An 18,809-nucleotide genomic window follows, 5' to 3' on the forward strand; every position below is an offset into this window, starting at 1 on the left:
CTATCGCTTAAATTTTGTAGTAAAAAGCACTAATATCCAGGGTTCTGTTGTGGTTTTAATACTGGATTGGCATCTAGTTCTAGCTGAGGAATTGGTGAAACTAATCTATTATCGCCAGATGCAAAATTTACAATTTTCCAGTGCACCGTAGATCCAGTTCTATTAACTCCTTTGTTAGTACGCAACAAGTCAAAAAATTTATGTCCTTCACCATACAACTCTTTATTGCGCTCTAATAATATTTCTTCGACCAAAGCATTGCCAGTATTCAGAGAAATAACTGTTGCAACTCCTGCCCTTTGTTGTATAGCCAACAAAGCTTGTTTTGCTGCTAGTTCATTACCTAACCTTGCTTCTGCCTCCGCTTCTATTAAATACATCTCTGAAGAGCGTATTAGCACCTGATTATTAGCTGTGGTGGTCGTAAAATCGAACTTATTGATTAGGTATCCCTCACCCCTTCTTCTATATGCTGCGGTACTTGCAGCTGCCGTTGGGCTACTTTTAACCAGAAATTGCTTTTTACGCTCGTCGTTTGCAGCAAAAGAGTTAAAAAAGTCGTCTGTAACTCTAAAACTAGAATAGCCCGAGTCATAAGGATCATAAAAAGATGACACTGCCAAGAAACCTTGGTTATCATCAGTTCTTACATTAATGGCATAAATCCATTCGGAAGTTGGATTACTAAAACCTGTTAACAATGCGGCGGCTGTACTTAATGGTTTTGCAGCGCGTGCCAACTTAGCATAGCGACTTGCTTCTGCCCAATTACCCATATTAAGATAAACTCTGGCTAACATACCTTGAATAGCAGCCACATTTATTCTATAAATGCTGGTTCTGCCAGCTGTTGGCAGATTTGTTTCGGCATATTTTAAGTCATCAATAATAAAAGCGTATACATCTTTTACTTTATCCCTTGCCGGAGATGTCTCATCTGGTCCAAGTGGTTTTCTTAAAATGGGTACACCAAGGGCTTCAGGATTTACGCTGTAAGGTTGGGCAAACCAACGTACCAGCCAAAAGTAAGTATAAGCTCTCAATGCACGTGCTTCCGCTAAATATTCTGTTTTTAAGGCATCACTTATAGGAGCATCCGGAATATTAACAACAAACTGATTTGCATTTGAAATCACCTTATAGCTGTATTGCCACCATGTGTATGCATCGCCATTATTTACTGTTTCTATAAACTGGTATTGTGCCACAAAACGGTTGTAATTTGCAGCACCACTCACAATCATCACATCATTCCCTTTAACATCAACACTCAATATCATGTTGTTGGTATAACCCGAAAAAGTAGTTAGATCGTAAATACCAGTCATGGCGGCCTGGATTTTAGCTCCAGAAGAAAAGGCATCCTTTGCATTGATCTGTTGTGTTGGTATTACCTGCAAAAATTCCTTCTTACATGACGTTGCCCCAACAAAAAGCAACACCACTCCGGCATATAAGGCCGTTTTATATGTTTTTATAATTCTCATTTCTTTATCAATTAAAATCCTACATTAAGACCTAGCGTAAATGTTTTAACATTTGGAATATCGTTATCTGTTAAACCGGTAAGGGCCGACTCTGGATCCATTCCTTTGTGTTTTGCCAATGTAAAAGGATTTTCAGCCATCAGATATACTCGTACATTCGACAAATGGATAGATTCTAACCAGTTTTTCTTTAAAGAATAGCCTAAGGTGATATTTTTAACACGCATAAACGATCCGTCGTATAAAAAACGGGTTGACTGGCTGTTTCCTAAATCGGTATTGTTGATCACAAATCGTGGCACATCAGTGATGTCACCTGGTTTTTGCCAGCTGTTATAATTATCTACAGATAGCTGTTTACCTACAGTACCTCCGCTATGCATCAGGTTACCATATAAGGTGTCATAAATTTTTGCTCCTGTAGAAAAATAAGTAAATACACTTAAGTCAAATTCTTTATATTTCAGGGTATTATTAAAACCTCCGGTGAATTTTGGTAATGAAGAACCTAAACCATCGTATCTTGTTGCTGTAGACCAGTTTTTAGTGGTGATCTTGTTACCTGTTGATTGTCCATTCACGATTTCATCAGTAAACCACATCGGTTTGCCGTCTGCAGGATCTACACCTGCATACTCCCGCAAATACCACTGATATCTATCTTCACCCACTTTCCATCTTTTGGTACCGTCAATAACCTCATTTTGGGTCATTGCATTAATTTTATTTTTATTTGATGTAATGTTGAATGATATATTCCAATCAAAATCTTTAGTTTTTACCGGATTTCCATTCAATAAGATCTCAACACCATAATTGTCCATTGATGCGAGATTGGTTATCAAATTGTCAAAACCTGTTAACCGAGTGAGTGGCTGGTCAAACAGTAAGCCTTTCGATCCTCGTTTATAATAAGAGGCCTCTCCACTTATTTTCCCTTTAAATAAGGCAAACTCCAAACCAATATCTACAGTTGAATTCTGTTCCCACTTTAAATTAATATTTTCTAGCTGAACATAATTAATACCTGACTGTCCTTCGTAGTTTTTACCCAGACCATACAAACCCTGTGATGCGTAGCGATCAATCCTATCATTACCAGACGTACCATAACTGGCCCTTATCTTTAATTCATCAATCCAGCTCACATCTTTTAAGAAATTCTCTCTGCCGATGCGCCATCCACCACCAACAGAATAAAATGTTCCATATTTATTATCGTTTCCAAAAACAGATGATCCATCTCTCCTTAAGCTTCCCGATAGATAGTACTTACCTGCATAGTTATATTGCAAACGCGAAAAATACGAGGCAAACCTTTGTTGAGTATAATAAGATTGTACTGTTGATGGTGTTGATGCTGCTATTTGCTCATTAGTACCCGGGAAAGGGAATCCTGTAACCTGCGAGTAGTTAAAATCACGCTTTGAACGGTAAGCCTCTTGGCCTAATAAAACATCAAAATTATGCAGGTTGAAAGTTTTATTATAGGTTATCGTATTTTGAAAAGTTACCGTAACATCTTCTTTTGAGTAGCGGTATGCGCGTCCTTTAACGCTAACACCATCACCATGCTCCATATTATAAAACTGACGCTCACGATTGTTTATGTAATCTACTGCAACCATACTTTTAGCCGTAAAGTCTTTCAAAAATCTAACTTCAGCAAAAGGACTTGTAATTACTCTATTGGTTATGGTATTATATTCGTTTAACTTGGATAAACCCACCGGATTAAAATCTGGGGTAACCGGGTTAATGTAGTTATAAACCGGACTTCCTGTAGCATCATATACAATGTTCCCATTTGCATCGCGCACATATAATGGGTATATGTTTGCTGTTTGATCGGCAAAGTTTACCGGGTTATCTGCACCTGTACTTCCAGCTGGTGTATTTTGTTCGGTACGGGCCAAACTGTTATTGATCCCGATTTTTAAGAAATCCGTTACCTCAGAGTTGATATTGAATTTTCCTGAATAGCGTTTAAAATCCGACCTAATTACAATTCCATTTTGCTCAAAATACCCCCCTGAGAGAAAGAATTTTGTTTTATCATTACCACCACTGGCCGATAGATCGATATTTTTAGTTACTCCTCTACGCAATACTTCATCACGCCAATCGGTATCATAAAGCAATGATGCGCCACTAGCAAGCACACCATTTGCAGCATAAGGATTTGCTGTATTGTAGGGATTCACCACCAATTTAGCATTGGTTAATCCATTTGCTGCAGTAGCCGCGGCATCAGGTGTTAAGCCTGCTGCTAAACGTTGTGCATAATAAACATCCCAATAGGTTTTGTAATACTGGGTGGCATCCATTACCTCATGTTTATCTACTGCCTGGTAGGAATAACCTGTGCTAGAGCTAAGATTTAATTTGGTTTGCCCTGCTTTACCTTGTTTTGTGGTAATTAATACAACTCCATTTGCTGCCCTAGAACCATAAATAGCTGCAGCGGTCGCATCTTTTAATACCGTTACCGAAGCAATATCGTTGGGATTTATTGAGGAAAGTACATCAGAAGTTTGTGCAACCGAACTTAAATCGCCATTAGTAATGGCAATACCATCAACTACATAAAGCGGGGTACTTGAAGCGGTGAAGGAACCTACTCCACGAATCCTAACAGTAGAAGTAGCGCCTGGCTGACCAGATACACTGGTAACTTGAACGCCTGCAGCTGCACCCTGTAAGACCTTTTCAAAAGAAGTAACCGGACGGTCTTTGAAAACGTCCTCTTTAACTACCGCTGCAGAACCCGTAAAGTTTTCTTTCTTTACTGTTCCATAACCAATAACCATTACATCCTGAAGATTTCTAGCTGATGATACCATGCGAATATTTAACGTTTCGCCGGTTATTCTTACTTCCTGCTCGGTATAGCCCACATAACTTAGCACTAGCGTTTGTGCATCTGAAGGTATGGTAATAGAAAAGGTTCCCTGTCCGGTGGTTTGGGTCAGCTGTGTAGTGCCCTTTACTTTTATTGATACGCCGGGCAATGGTAAACCATCATCAGCATCAACCACCTTTCCGGTTATTGTTTTATTCTGCGCCAGGGCGTTGAAATAAGACAAAACCGCAACCATTAAAATCAATAGTAATTTTTGTTTCATGTTTCGAAATAAATAGTTAGTAAATAATTTGTTCTTTAGTTTTAGCAGATACGCATGAAACCAAATCAATAAGCAATTTAGGCGCTGTGAAAATCCAAAAATGTGCGAAAATCACCATTCTGGATAGAAGTAGGCTTTAAACGCAAAAAAGCAAACCCCAATCCTGGCAGTTTGCTTTTTTAATCATTATTAACCTAAACAGGAAAAAACTTCTACAAATTGTCCTGCAAGAGCTTCAAAAATAGTTTCATCCTAACATTCTAAATATGCAGAAATCACTATTTATAATTAGTTCAACCTACTCTTTCTATATTTTAGCGGGGTAATATTGAACGTGTGTTTAAATAACCTGATGAATGAACTTGGGCATTCAAACCCTACTAAACGTACTATTTCGTTTAAGGAATAAGTGGTAGTTTGCAATAGTTTTTTAGCCCTGTTTAATCTTAACTGCACTAAAAACTGGTATGGGCTAATCTCATATGCTTCTTTAAATGTTCTTAGCAAATGGTTAACCGATAAACATGCCTGTTCGGCAATGTTTTCTAATGTTATATTTTGATTGTAATTGCTACTAATGTATTCTTTAGCAAGTGTTAATCTTTTTAAAACCTCTTCACGGGTTTTTGTTTTGATAAAGCTGAGTTTATCCAATTTCTGGGCTACCTCTTTATCATAAATTTTATAATAGTTTAAAAGACAGTGGTACAGGTATTCATTAATCAGCATTTCGTCTTTCAAACCTTTATCGAGCTGACTTTTTAAATGCAGCACATTAAAGCGCATATCGCCAGAAAAAGGATAAAGTGATTCGATAAAAGGAGGTGTTTCCCCAGCTTCTTTTCCGGCAAGCAAACTCTCGTTGCTGTTCGAAAAAGTATGGTGAAAATCTTTAATAAAGTTTTCGCCAAAAGAAACGGAAAATGTATTTACCGGGCTTATCGAATCTATTTTGCTGCTAAAATTTGTTCCGGCATTTACTACCGCGAAAGTATCGGGATAAATGCTAAACTTACGCTTGTTAATTTCGCAATTTTCGGTTCCGTTAAAAACGAATTTAATGGTATAAGCATCGTTCTGTTGCTCGTAAAGAGCCTCACAAGTGCTTTCGCTTATAATTTTATTCCTATTGCTTAATTCTTTTACGTACCTCATAACATTAATCCTCATTGTAGTTACGTTGTTCCAATATGATAAAATGATTACCATAAGGATCAGAAAATTCGATACTCAAGCCCTCACTTAAGTAAGCTGGTCTGTTTTTAAAAATAACCCCTCTCGATTTTAGTCTGCAGTAATCTTCTAAACAGTCATCGCTTGTTAATACAATTTTATTGGTCTGGTTTTGATGCTTTTGTTCTGACAGGAAAATATTGGTCTCGTGATCTGCTTTAACCATGATTCCTTTTTCCTTTTCAGAAATCATTGTCGATTCTGTTGGCATCCCTAAACAGTTGGCATAAAATGCATCTGCATCATTTAGTTGCTTTACTTGCACGTAAAAGAATTTTGCAGATTGGTTCATTGCCTTGTTTAATTGTATGATGTAAAATTAAACTGAAATTGAACCCGAAGCATCACCCAAAAAGGGTGATTTTCGCATTATTTTTTAGCAAAATATAGGTATAGATTAAATAAAGCGCTTTTCTTTGGCTGTTTTAATCGCTTCTGATTTGGAGTTTACATCGAGTTTGATGTAAATATTTTTTACATGGCTTCTTACTGTTTCCTGATCAATAAAGAGATCGTTTGCGATTTGAGATTTTGTTTGTCCATTTGCAATCCGATCTAATATTTCGGTTTCGCGTTTAGTTAAAGGAGAATTCAGGTTTTTTTGAAAAGAATGCATTACGATGCGCGCTACATTTGTACTCATGGCGCCCCCGCCGGTACTCACTTCTCTTACGGCATCTATAATTTTTGAGGCGCTCGAATTTTTGGTGAGGTAGCCACCTGCGCCCATGGTAAGAGCTTCGAAAACCAATTCGGGCGAATCAAAAACGGTGAGGATAATAATATTCGCGTTAGGTAAGGCTTTTTTGATAAAAGGTAAGGCCTGCAGCCCGTTGGTGCCTGGCATCTGGATATCGAGCAAAATCACATCTGGATGATCGGCCTCTAAGTATTTTTTGGCCAAATCGTATGATGCATAGGCGTTAACGACTACAAAATCTTCAACATCGCTTAATAACGATTCATAACCCATTCTTAAAATATCGTCATCTTCGATTAGAACAATTCGTAAATTCTGGCTCATTTTTGTGGTTGGTTTTAATTAAGACGCTTTTAGTGCTATTTTGTAACAGGAATTCTGGTAGAAATTGTTGTAGTGGTGCCTTTCCCTTTTATAGAAGAAATCTGAAAGGTCGATTTTATACGTTTGCAGCGTGTTTGAATATTGTTTAATCCTCTTCCTTTTTGTACCGTTTCAAGATCAAAACCTTCGCCATCATCTGTTGTTAAGATGTTTACTGTATCATGATCGGTTTCAATAACCATAATCAACACCTGGCTTGCTTTGGCATGTTTTAACACATTATTTAACATCTCCTTAAAAATTAATGTTAGGTTTCGGTTAAACTCCATCGATAGGTGTAGTTTTTGATATTTGCTTAACACGCCTTCCATTTTAAATGTAACTCCCGTGTTTTGGAAAAGATCGATTCCAAAATTTTTAATGTGCATCAATATCTCAAAAAGATTATCGCTATGTGGGTCTAGCGCCCAAAGAATATCTTTAGTTCCGGTATACAACAAACTGGCGTTTTCTCTGATTAGCCTGATCAGTTCCTTTTGCTCTTTTTCGGTTCCTGCTACCTTTTTATCCAGAATTTCGGATAAAACATTAATCCTGGTCAGTTTATTGCCAATATCATCATGAAAATCTTCTGCAGTTTGCTTTCTTATTTTTTCTTGCTCTTTTAACTTTAACTTTTCGAACTGATGTTTTTTACGTTCTCTGGTTTTAAAAATGAGGTAAAAGATAAGCCAGATCAGGAAAATAAGCACCAAAAATGCGCCAATCTTAAATATAATGGTATCATAATACGGCGGTACAATGGTAAAGCTAAACTGTTCTATATTTGATTGCTGGCCATTTGCGATAGCATAAACCTGAAAAGTATAACTACCTGGTCTTATGGCCGAGTATTCGATCTCTGTGTTGGGTACAGGTTTGCTGAAATCGTTATCTACCCCAACCAGTTTGTAGCGGTAAAGTACACTTTCTGGATTGGTGAGATAAACTCCCTTAAAACTTATCGAAATGTGGTTTTGACTGTAGTTAAGTTTATAAAATTTATCTCCTTTTCCGTTCAGATCTACTGAAATATCCTTTGCCCGATCATTTTTATGAAAAACACTAACCTGTTGAATATGGATAAAAGGATTCTTTTTGTTCTCCCTAAGCGGATTGGTTTTACATTGAATAAGTCCATTTATGGTGCCTACCAATATGCTGTTTTTGTAATTGATAATTGCGTTTTGGTTACATTCTACAATGAGCGGATGGTCTCTAAAAACTTCATAACTTTGTTGTTGCCTATTAAAAGTTAATTTGTTAATCCCCCGTCCTGTTCCGGCCCATAAATTATTTTCATTATCGGTTGCAAGGCTATAAATATCATTTGAGTTTAACCCATTGGCAACAACATAACGTTTAATGGCTTTCGTTTTTAAATTCCAGGTGATGATCCCATCGCCAAGCGTAGCAAAAATCAAATTATCACCCTGCCTTATAATGCTCAGTACGTACACATTGGTGAGCGATTTGATACGAAATGTTTTATCTATCTTTTTGTTTTTGATAAGTGTAACGCCATTTGAGGTGCCAAGAAACACACTATCCTTCTGCAAAGGATAAATACACGATAAATAGCCATCAAATCCACTTATCCGTTCGGTTTTTCCATCCTTTAAATAAGTAGATGACATGTACCCGTTTATCCAGATCCCTCCTTCCTCGTCTTCAGCTATCGAGCTGTTATCAAACCTCTCTGGCTTTAATACCTGGCTAAATTTTTCTCCGTCGTATTTCCAAATGCCTTTGCCATAGGTAGAAAACCAAATGTTTTTTGCTTTATCGGCATAAACGAAGTAGATTTTTTTATCCTTAAAAGCGGGGATATCAATGTTTTGTACCTCTTTACCATCATACTTAAAAACACCTTTGTTAAAAGTGCCAAACCAGAGGTTATTATTTTTATCTGCCGCTATTCCGCTTATTGGATATGCCAGGTTCTTGCCCTTAAACCTATTGTAGCGAATAAAAGCATCGCCTTCATATTTGTAAATACCATCACTAAAACAAGATATCCAGATGTTGTTTTCAGCATCGCTAAATATTGCATTAACCTGGTTATCGCTCAATCCATTTTCTCCGTTAAAATTAATGATTGAGCCATTTTTATTTATGAAGTAAGCCCCTTTTTCAGAGCCTACCCACATATTTCCACGATGATCCTGCGCGATGGAATAATAGGTATCGATACCCTCTTTTTTAAAAAACGGTTTAACTATTCCGTTCTCCAGTACATAAATTCCGCTATGGTCGGTTAACAGATAGGCCTTATTCTTTACCGTTTTATCAAATAAGATCTTCCGGATAGATAAAGTATTGATGGCTGGCGGTAACTCTTGGTAGATTGTCCAATTGTTATTCTTAAGCTGATAAATACCCACTCCTGATGCAGCAGCATATAGGTTTCCGGAACTGTCGCTGTTTATGGTATGGATATTTTTACCAGCGATGGAATAAAAAACGATTTTATCCTTTTCAATTTTGAAAAGTTTATATTCACTTACTCCCCAAATAACACCCTCTTTGTCTTTAAGTAAATGGCTTACCCCTTTACCCGAAAACAGGGTGCTTATTTTTCCACGTTTAAGAATGCTGATACCTGTTTCAGTACCAAAAAGCATTTGGCTCTGGTTATCCTCTGTAATGCAGTTTACTGAATTTGATCCTAACCCATCGGCTTTGCTGTACGAGGTAAATTGCCTGCCATCGAAATTACTTACCCCACCAAAAGTGCCAAGCCAAAGCGTCCTGTCTTTTGCTTGATAAATTACCATTACCTGCGATTGAGGCAAGCCATCCTTAAGGCTGTAATTGGTAAAATTATAGCTTTGGGCCGATAGCTTAAGGCTAAAAAGCAAAATGAAAGAAACTATAAAATTTATCTTGATTATAGACAGTTTACTGCACATGTAATACAAAATAAGCATAATTTCTTTCAAAAGCCATCCCCCTTTTTGGGGGATATTTATCATGCGTTACCCATGTATGGGTCGGTTTGGGTAATTTCTCCGGTTTCTATTTTACCTGCATATCGGTGTTTAAATGTTGTATTGCCCGCCTGCACAATACTGAAATCGTACCAATTCGCATTTTTAGCCAGATTAAACGAGATATTTGTACCCGATTTTGGCTTAATTGTTACCGTTTTGCTCCCTGATTTGTATTTGTTATCTACAATTTGGAGCGTAACTAAACTGGCGCCTTTGTTCTCAATAGCGAAAACCAGGGTACCTGTAAGTTTTTTGCTTACCAAACCAGCTTGCTCTGGATATGCTTTTATAACAACGGAAGGATTTTTTTTGCTTCCTGCGAAATTCCTGTAAAAACCATTCGGACCGCTAACTGTAAGATCATAAACTTCGTTATCAAAATCATCCAGTTTAATGCTGTCTTTTAACACATCGCCAGCTTTTACGGCATAGGCCCATGTTTTGCCCGCAACACCTTTAAATTTGGCAATGGTATACATGTTGAAAGGCGCACCAACGGTTTCTATTTCGCTACCGAACAAGGTTTTTGCCGATTGAAAAGTAAGTACTATTTCATTATTAACCAGATTTGCATCAACTGTTAAATGATAAGGCAAAGCACAAGCATGTTTTGTTCCGTTCTCCTGTTTAGGGGCATGATTAGATGTTTCTGTAGAAAAAGCTTCGAACTTATTTATTTTTGCAACCTCTGTTTTATTAAGTGCCGTAGGACCAACCTGGGCAGGTTTGTTTTTTGCATTACCGATGTTGGTTACTACCACATCGCGTTTTAGTGGTTCAGGAGATTTAATTTTTTCTCCATTGTACGGTCTGAACACTGAGGTTAAATCGCCACAGATATTCCTTCGCCAATCGCTAATGTTATTACTTTTAATGGTTTTGCCTGTTTTTTTAGCCAGCCATTTTTCCATAAACATTAATGATGACGTATGATCGAAAACCTGTGAGTTTACAAAACCGCCCTTGCTCCAAGGTGAGGCAATAACCAAAGGAACACGATAGCCCAAGCCGATCGGGCTTCCTTTTCTTGCTTCAAAATCAGTGGCATAATTTATTCCTTCTGATACCTTTCCGCTGGTTGAATCATCAGGGTTTGGCACCACAAAAGGTGGCTGGTGATCGAAATACCCATCATTTTCATCGTAGGTTAAAACAAAAATTGTTTTTTTCCAAACCTCTGGGTTTTTGGTTAAAATATCTAGCGCTTCGCTTACATACCAGGTACCGTACAATGGCGAGCTGGTATGATCAGAAAAGCGTTGAGGCGCAACCAACCACGAAACCGTTGGTAATTTTCCGCTATCTACATCTTTTCTAAACTGATGGAAAATATCGCCTTTCGGCACATTAATCGTTTCCGACTTCCCTTGATCGTTCTTAAAAGTAAATGGTTCAAGGTCGAGATAATCTTTTTGAGAAATGTTTGTGGTAAACGCTTTATCTACTAAGTTTTTTTCCTTTTGTGATAATTTATCGTATTTCTCCTGAACCTCTTTTGCGGTTAAAGCTGGTTTAACGGTATTATCGCCATTTTTTCTAAAGTAAGCTGATAATTTAACGTTGTGTCTACTGATGTACTCTACAGGATTATCGCCATAATTACCCAACCAATCATCTATTTCACCTTCCGGGAGTTTGGAGGTCCATAATTCGTTTTGGTAAATGCGCCAATCGATACCATTATCTTCTAATGTTTCCTGAAAAGTTGGCCAATCTACAAATACATCATTTTGCGATTCGGCCTGATCGTTATTCACCACCGCAACCCGGTTTGCACTTTTTTCTCCACGAACGGTTCCTGTAAAAAAGAACAATCTGTTTGGTGTTGTTCCCGTTAGCGATGAGCAAAAATGCTGATCGCAAATGGTAAAAGCATCGGCCATGGCATAATAAAAAGGAATATCATTCCGATCGTAGTAAGCCAATGTCATTGGTGTTTTAACGGGCAACCATTTATCGTAACGGCCACCATTTTGTGCGGCTACCTGGTCATTCCACGAATGTGGTAAACCGCCTTGCCAGGTGATTTTCGTTTTGTTAATATCCACATGAAAGGGGGCATAGGTATAACCCTGGCCATCCTTTTGCAACCATACCTTGTTTCCATCAGGTTGAATGTGTGGATGGGGATCATTAAACCCGCGAACACCTTTCATTTTACCGAACATATGATCGAAAGAACGGTTCTCCTGCATCAAGAAAACAATGTGTTCTGCATCGTAAAATGTACTACCCGGTTCAGGGTTAATCGACATGGCTTTTAATACCGAACTGGGCAAGGTATTGGCCATACCAGTGGCTCCGGCAAACAAGGCCGCTTTTTTTAGAAATTCTCTACGTGAGTCCATAAATTATACAATATAGCTTAGATACCGCAAGTTATAATTTCAGTTGTCAATTGGCAATTTTCAGTCGACAGTTAATTTATAGTGCTAATCAGCATGAAGTTCTTAGTCAATCTAATTATGACCGTCGACTAATAAACTAATGGCCGATGAACTCTTGAGCTAACAAACCTTTACTTCTGAAACACTCTTACATAATCAACCTTCATACTTGCGGGGAAAATAGACTCATCTACTCCTTTTTTTCCGCCCCAACCACCACCTACAGCTACATTTAAAATAAGGTGGAAGTTTTGATCGAATGGCCAATCGCCAGACCCTTTTTTGGTATTTTTAAAAGTGAGGTATTTTTGGTTATCGATAAAGAAATCTATTCTATCTGCAAACCATTCTACCGCATAAATATGGTATTCGGTATAAGGATTATCAACCTTTAAGGCCTTGCCAACCTGCGTTTTGATTACGTGGTTAAATTTTTCGGTATGTACCGTTCCATGAACGCTATCCGGATCATAACCTACATGTTCCATAATATCGATTTCGCCGCTCTTTGGCCAGCCGCCGTATTTCCCTTCGGTTGGTAAAGCCCATATGGCAGGCCATAAGCCCCTGCCTTTTGGCAACATGGCACGAACTTCTACCCTTCCGTATTTAAAATCGAATTTATTTTTCGTTACCAATCTGGCAGAAGTATAATGGTTGTTTTCCTTGTCTGCTTTTACCGCAGTAATATTCAGACTCCCTTTTTTTACAATTGCATTTGTACTATCTGCTTCGGTGTAATATTGAAGCTCATTATTGCCCCAACCTTTTCCACCTACATCGTAACTCCAATTTTTTGCTAATGGTAATCCGGCATCGTTAAATTCATCAGCCCATTTCAGTTTCCAACCCGTTGCAACAGGTGTTTTTTTAAGCTCTTCGAAGGTCAATTCTGGCTCGTTAGTGGTGATATAATCAACCTGATGTGCCAAAAGCCATTGAATTTCGGGAACAGTGTTTACCGTCCAGGCATTTACTGTTAAGCCTAACTTGTGGGCATTTTCAATCCACCCATCTTTTTGGTAAACACTAAAATGATAATCAACCCCGGTTAATTTATCTGCTTTCATTTGCTCAGCACTAATTTCGCCTTTTAAGTAGGCCACTTTTGCTTTTGGCAAGAGCGCTAAAATCCTTTTACAGTAATCGTAGTCAAAACTGATATACTCCGTCCACTCCACTACCTTGAGTTTCTGAACCATTTCAACACATTTATTGGTCACCTCAATTCCACGTTCTTTACTAACCAATGAAGGTTTGATCTCTAAAATCAGTTTGGTTGTTCTTTGCTTTTTACCTTCCAATAAATAAGCCTCAAGCGTTGGAATTTTTTCGCCATTGCTCATCGTTTTGGTCAATAAATCAGCATAGTTTACTTTCTCGATAACCAAACCCTGAAATTCTGGATCGTGATTAATAACCAAGACATTATCTGCCGTCATCCATACATCGAATTCCGATCCATAACAACCCAGCTTTACGGCTTCATTTAAAGAAGCGATAGAATTTTGAGGAAAATTATTTTTCTTCCATGCTCCGCGGTGGGCAATTACCTGGTTTTTGTTCCAGTTAAATTTTTGAGCGAAAGAGGCGGTAAAAATGAATAACATTAGCGCAGAAATAAATACTCGTTTCATATATGATATGATATGATATGATTATACAAAAAATCAAAAGTAGATTTTTATAAGAACACCCGTTTAAAATCTATGTAACCTTTGTATTAACAAAAACAAGATAAAGATATTTAAATTAATGTGCTATAACAGGTTCAGTAAAGTACCATTTAAACGCTGTAGTTTAACCACAGATAAAAAGGATGCACACAGATATAAAATACATATTTATCTACTCTAATTGGCCATATACTTTATCCTTTGTCAAATAAACCCGATTGGAGCGGAAACCAAAAGCTTTTTCTGCTTTTGTTGCAGCAAAAGCGGGACTGAAAACCGCCATGAAACGCTAAACGTTGTTTTCCAAATTAAAAAATGCCTCTTCAAAAATAGCCAGCTATATAACCCAATTGATAAACTATTTGAAATAAACGCGTTACCTTACTATGGTTTCTTTCAATTGATTAGAACTATTTTTACATTTACGGTGATATGGTGAGCAATAACTACAGCGATTTATTACGGAAGATAGATGAGTTTATCCGCAAATTTTACCTGAATAAAATTTTGCGCGGGAGTATTTATGCCGCTGCCATACTTTTAGGCCTATATCTCCTTGTTTTTTTGAGTCTTTATTACCTCAATCCAACCGCTGGTTTTAAAACCTTTGTATTTTTTGCTTATTTACTCGTTGGGGCCTTACTTATTGGCTTTCTAATTATCAAACCATTACTTTCAATGCTCAAATTGGGCAAACACCTTACTTTCGACGAAGCATCGGTTATCATCGGAAATCACTTTTCCGATATTAAGGACAAATTGCTCAACACCTTACAACTTCATCATTTATCTGAAAATCATCCAGAAAACAACCACCTCATTCTCGCGAGTATCGATCAAAAGATCCTTGAGCTTAAACCTGTTCCATTTTACAGCGCTGTTAGCATTAACGATAACCGGAAATATTTAAAATATCTTTTTGTTCCCCTTTCTATTATTCTGCTTATTGCTATTATCGCGCCTGCAATTCTACGCGAGGGCACAATTAGTTTTTTTAAGTACGATGAATACATTGCACCTAAAGCGCCTTTCAGTTTCACGGTTTTAAATAAAAGTTTAACAGTTACCCAGGGTGATGATGTAACCCTAAACGTAAAACTGTCCGGTGATGAACTTCCTGCCGAAATTTACGTTGAAGACGGAAAAAATACCTATAAACTCGAAAAGGAGAACATTAGTAAGTTTAAGTATAGCATCAAAAATATACAGAGCGATAAAAAATTGGTTTTTAAAGGTGGTGGCTTTAGTTCGTCGGTGTTTACGGTTTCGGTTAAACCGCGTCCTGAACTATTAAATGCAACCGCGACTTTAAATTACCCTGCTTATCTGGGCAAAAAACAAGAATTAATTGCCAATGTTGGCGATATGCTCCTACCCGAAGGCACAAAAGTTACCTGGAACTTTAAAACTGGCCAGAGTAGTTCACTGCTTTTTATTTTAAATGGAACTGAAAATGTTTTAAAAGTTGAAGATAATGAATCAGCCTTTAATGCAACCATTAGGAATAATTCAAAATATAGCATCACACCTAAAAACCAATATGTTACGCTCAGAGATTCTTTGTCGCATCAAATCACGGTTGTTAAAGATCAATCTCCTAGTATTTCTGTTGAAGAAAAATCAGATTCAGTAAGCAACAAAGCCTTGTACTTCAGCGGTCAGGTTACTGATGATTATGGTTTTAGCCGCTTAAGTTTTAAATACAATATCAAAGAAAATAACCGCATTGTGGGTACAATTACCAAAAATATTGCCATTAAAAGCAATGCGACAGAAAATACCTTTTTCTATTTCTGGGATTTAAAAACAGCATCGGCCAAACCTGGTCAGGAAATTGAATATTATTTTGAAGTAGCCGATAACGACGGTGTAAATGGCGCAAAAGTTACCCGATCGGAAATCAAAACCTTTAAACAGCCTACTAAAAAAGAAACTGCCGAACAGGTAAATGCAAGCAACCAGGCTTTAAAACAGAAAATGCAATCGGCCATACGCCTGGCCAATACCATCGAAAAAGAAAGTAAAAAGGTGGCCGAAAGCCTCATCGATAAAAAACAGATTTCTTTCGAAGATAAAAAACAGATTGAAGCCCTTTTAGACAAACAAAAACAGCTTGATGAGGCTGTAAAAGAAATAAAAGAGCAGAACGATAAAAATATCCAGCAACAGGAGGATCAAAAGCAAACTGAAGAGCTCCTAGAAAAACAGAAACAGATTAAAGACCTGTTTGATAATGTACTGGATGAGAAAACAAAAGAACTTTTGCAAAAGCTGCAAAACCTGATGAATGAGAAAAATAAGGACCAAACGCAGAATGAGCTCTCGAAAATGCAACTGGACAATAAAACCCTTAAAAATGAACTCGACAGGATTCTAGAACTCTACAAACAATTAGAATTTGAACAAAACCTTCAAACCGATATCGATCGTTTAAACGAACTGGCTAAAGAACAAAAGGAACTTGCTGAGCAAACCAAAGATAAAAAACAGGACAATGAATCGTTAAAGCAAAAACAAGATGCACTTAACAAGGAGATGAAAGACCTGAAAGATGATTTAAAAAAGCTGGAAGAAAAAAATCAGTCGCTTGAAAGGCCTAATCCTTTCGAAAATCCTGAAAAAGATGTGCAGGATATACAAAAAGAACAACAGGACAGTAAAGATGCTTTAGATAAAAAGGATTCGAAAAATGCAAGCCAGAAACAGCAAAAAGCTGGCGAGCAGATGGAAAAGTTATCTAAAAAAATGAGCGATATGCAGCAGCAGGGTGAAGAAATGGAAAACAACCTGAATGCCAAAGAGTTGCGACGCCTCTTGGAAAACTTATTGACCACTTCTTTTGATCAGGAAAAAGTAATGCTTGCTTTAAAGAAAATGACCGCGGCCGATCCTTCTTATACCAGCAACGTTCAGAAACAGCGTAGCATTAAAGATAACCTTAAAACGATCGCCGATAGCTTATATAGTTTAAGCAAACGCGTTCCACAGATAGAATCGACAGTTAACGAGGAGATGAACAAAATCAATTTCAACCTGGATAAAAGTTTGGAAAGTTTGGGTGATAGAAGAACGCCTGAGGCTAACCGTTTTCAGCAGTTTACCATGACTTCTATCAATAATCTAACCTTGATGTTGAGTGAAGCGCTAAGTCAGCTGCAAAATATGCAGAAAAACGGTAAGGGCGGCAGTGGAAAGAAACAAAAGCAAGGGATGAAGCAGCTTTCGCAGATGCAGGAACAGCTGAACAAAAGCATGCAAAAAGCCCGCGAGCAAATGCAAAAATCTGGAGATAATCAAGGAAAAGTTGGCAAAGGACAAATGAGCCAGGAGTTTGGTAAGATGGCTCAGCAGCAACAAATGATCCGCCAGGCGCTCGAAAAGATCAATCGTGAAGAGAACAAAGACGGCACAGGTAAAATGGGCAACCTAAATGAAGCCATTAAAGAAATGAAAAAGACCGAGAGCGATCTGGTTAATAAACGTTTGCAACAAGAAACCTTAAACAGGCAAAAAGACCTCTTAACCAAGCTATTAGAGGCAGAAAAAGCAGAACGCGATCAGGAAGAAGACGCTAAACGGGAAAGTAAAGCAGCTAAGGAGTTCCCTCCATCTTATCAAAAAATGGTCGATCAGTTTAAAAAACAGCAACAAAGTGGTAATGATATGTTGCAAAAACTACCTCCAAGCTTAAATTATTACTATAAAAACAAGATCGCTGAATATTTGAAATCGTTGAATATGGAACGATGATACCCATACAGTTCATCGTGGTCGAACTAGATTCTTATCGAATTTGTCACGTTGAGCTTGTCTAAACGCTTTATAAGGCATCTTACAGGTCTTTCGACAGGCGACCATTGACATAATTTTACAAATTATTATTAATCAGTATTTTAACTACTTTCGCATTTCCATCTAGCTAGGCCATAGCACGGTATCCCCGTTCTACTTAAATCCGGCCTAACAAATTTTTCGGGCTGCACTGTTCTAGCCTCACAACTCGCTTCAAAAGAAAAATTTTCAGCCGGCATTTTTTGTTTCTTTTTGATGCCAAAAAGAAAGAGCCCTTCGGCGGCGGCGAGCCGAGGCAAGACCGTGGTTTATGGCAAAAGAAATCAATTATACGTCACTCATAGTGATTTTTATAAAATAAATTATCCTTCAGGATGACAATTCTATATTTATGATACAGCCCCTATTCATCACTTTAAATTTTTAGTTAAATTTGCAGCCATAAACACCACAATATGCCTGCAATATCATTTTTCACAGAATCAGTTAGCTATAATCTTCCTCAGAAACTTAAGGTAAAGAAGTGGATTAAAGCTACGATTGAAAAAGAAGGTTTCAAATTGCAGGAACTTAATTTCATTTTCTGTAGCGACGAATACCTGTTGGGCATCAACCAACAATATTTAAACCACGATACCTACACCGATATCATTACTTTCGATAATTCTGAAGAAGAAAAACAGATTGTAAGCGATATTTTTATAAGCATCGAGCGTGTTAAAGAAAATGCTAAAACCTTCAAAACGCTGGAATTTGATGAGGTTTGCCGCATTATGATTCACGGTACCCTACATTTATTAGGTTACAAAGACAAAGGAAAAGTGGCTAAAACCCTTATGACTCAGAAAGAAGATGAGTACCTGGGTTATAGAGCGGAAGTTGGATTAGTTTAGTCTACCCTCTTCCTCCCCAGGATGTCATTCTGAGCGCAGCGAAGAACCTTTTAATGATTATCACAGCACTTTCATTCTCTACCTTCTCGTTTGAGTTTGCATTCCATCGTTTGCAGATTCTTCATTGCATTCAGAATGACAATAGAATCTCCTCAGTTGC

Annotated in this window: 10 protein-coding genes; 2 read left to right on the forward strand and 8 right to left on the reverse strand. The window is 37.6% G+C overall.

The annotated features are described in order from the left end of the window. Window positions 1-29: 29 nt before the first annotated feature. From AC1DNH_RS12615 to AC1DNH_RS12650, 8 genes are all read right to left on the reverse strand, one after another. Window positions 30-1,487, reverse strand: coding sequence for a RagB/SusD family nutrient uptake outer membrane protein (locus AC1DNH_RS12615; protein WP_477610053.1), 1,458 nt, complete (start codon window positions 1,485-1,487; stop codon window positions 30-32). 11 nt (window positions 1,488-1,498) lie between these two features. Further along, window positions 1,499-4,612: a SusC/RagA family TonB-linked outer membrane protein gene (locus AC1DNH_RS12620; protein ID WP_477583066.1), complete on the reverse strand. Its 3,114-nt coding sequence runs from the start codon at window positions 4,610-4,612 to the stop codon at window positions 1,499-1,501. Between the two features lie 288 nt (window positions 4,613-4,900). Then, window positions 4,901-5,767: a helix-turn-helix transcriptional regulator gene (locus AC1DNH_RS12625; RefSeq protein ID WP_477625414.1), complete on the reverse strand. Its 867-nt coding sequence runs from the start codon at window positions 5,765-5,767 to the stop codon at window positions 4,901-4,903. 4 nt (window positions 5,768-5,771) lie between these two features. Further along, window positions 5,772-6,137 (reverse strand): VOC family protein, encoded by a 366-nt coding sequence (locus tag AC1DNH_RS12630; RefSeq protein WP_029278084.1) that lies wholly within the window; start codon window positions 6,135-6,137, stop codon window positions 5,772-5,774. Window positions 6,138-6,242: 105 nt separating this feature from the next. Then, the gene (locus AC1DNH_RS12635) at window positions 6,243-6,869 is read right to left on the reverse strand and encodes a response regulator transcription factor (RefSeq protein ID WP_215165074.1); all 627 of its coding nucleotides are present in this window, start codon (window positions 6,867-6,869) and stop codon (window positions 6,243-6,245) included. A gap of 35 nt (window positions 6,870-6,904) precedes the next feature. After that, entirely contained in the window at window positions 6,905-9,883 is a 2,979-nt protein-coding gene (locus tag AC1DNH_RS12640) for a ligand-binding sensor domain-containing protein (protein ID WP_477584363.1), read from the reverse strand. Continuing rightward, window positions 9,880-12,249, reverse strand: coding sequence for a phosphocholine-specific phospholipase C (locus AC1DNH_RS12645; RefSeq protein WP_477625415.1), 2,370 nt, complete (start codon window positions 12,247-12,249; stop codon window positions 9,880-9,882). Before AC1DNH_RS12645 ends, AC1DNH_RS12640 begins: the two co-directional genes overlap by 4 nt. Before the next feature lie 170 nt (window positions 12,250-12,419). Beyond that, a complete protein-coding gene (locus AC1DNH_RS12650; protein WP_477610858.1) occupies window positions 12,420-13,925 on the reverse strand; it encodes a glycerophosphodiester phosphodiesterase family protein in 1,506 nt (501 codons plus the stop codon). 471 nt (window positions 13,926-14,396) lie between these two features. On the opposite strand from AC1DNH_RS12650, the gene AC1DNH_RS12655 reads away from it, so the two are divergent. Both AC1DNH_RS12655 and ybeY read left to right on the forward strand, forming a co-directional pair. Beyond that, a complete protein-coding gene (locus tag AC1DNH_RS12655) occupies window positions 14,397-17,714 on the forward strand; it encodes a DUF4175 family protein (protein WP_477581561.1) in 3,318 nt (1,105 codons plus the stop codon). Between the two features lie 497 nt (window positions 17,715-18,211). Then, window positions 18,212-18,649: an rRNA maturation RNase YbeY gene (gene ybeY / locus AC1DNH_RS12660; RefSeq protein ID WP_477581559.1), complete on the forward strand. Its 438-nt coding sequence runs from the start codon at window positions 18,212-18,214 to the stop codon at window positions 18,647-18,649. Window positions 18,650-18,809: the final 160 nt, after the last annotated feature.

It is taken from the genome of Pedobacter sp. 01N310 (genome assembly GCF_056399805.1).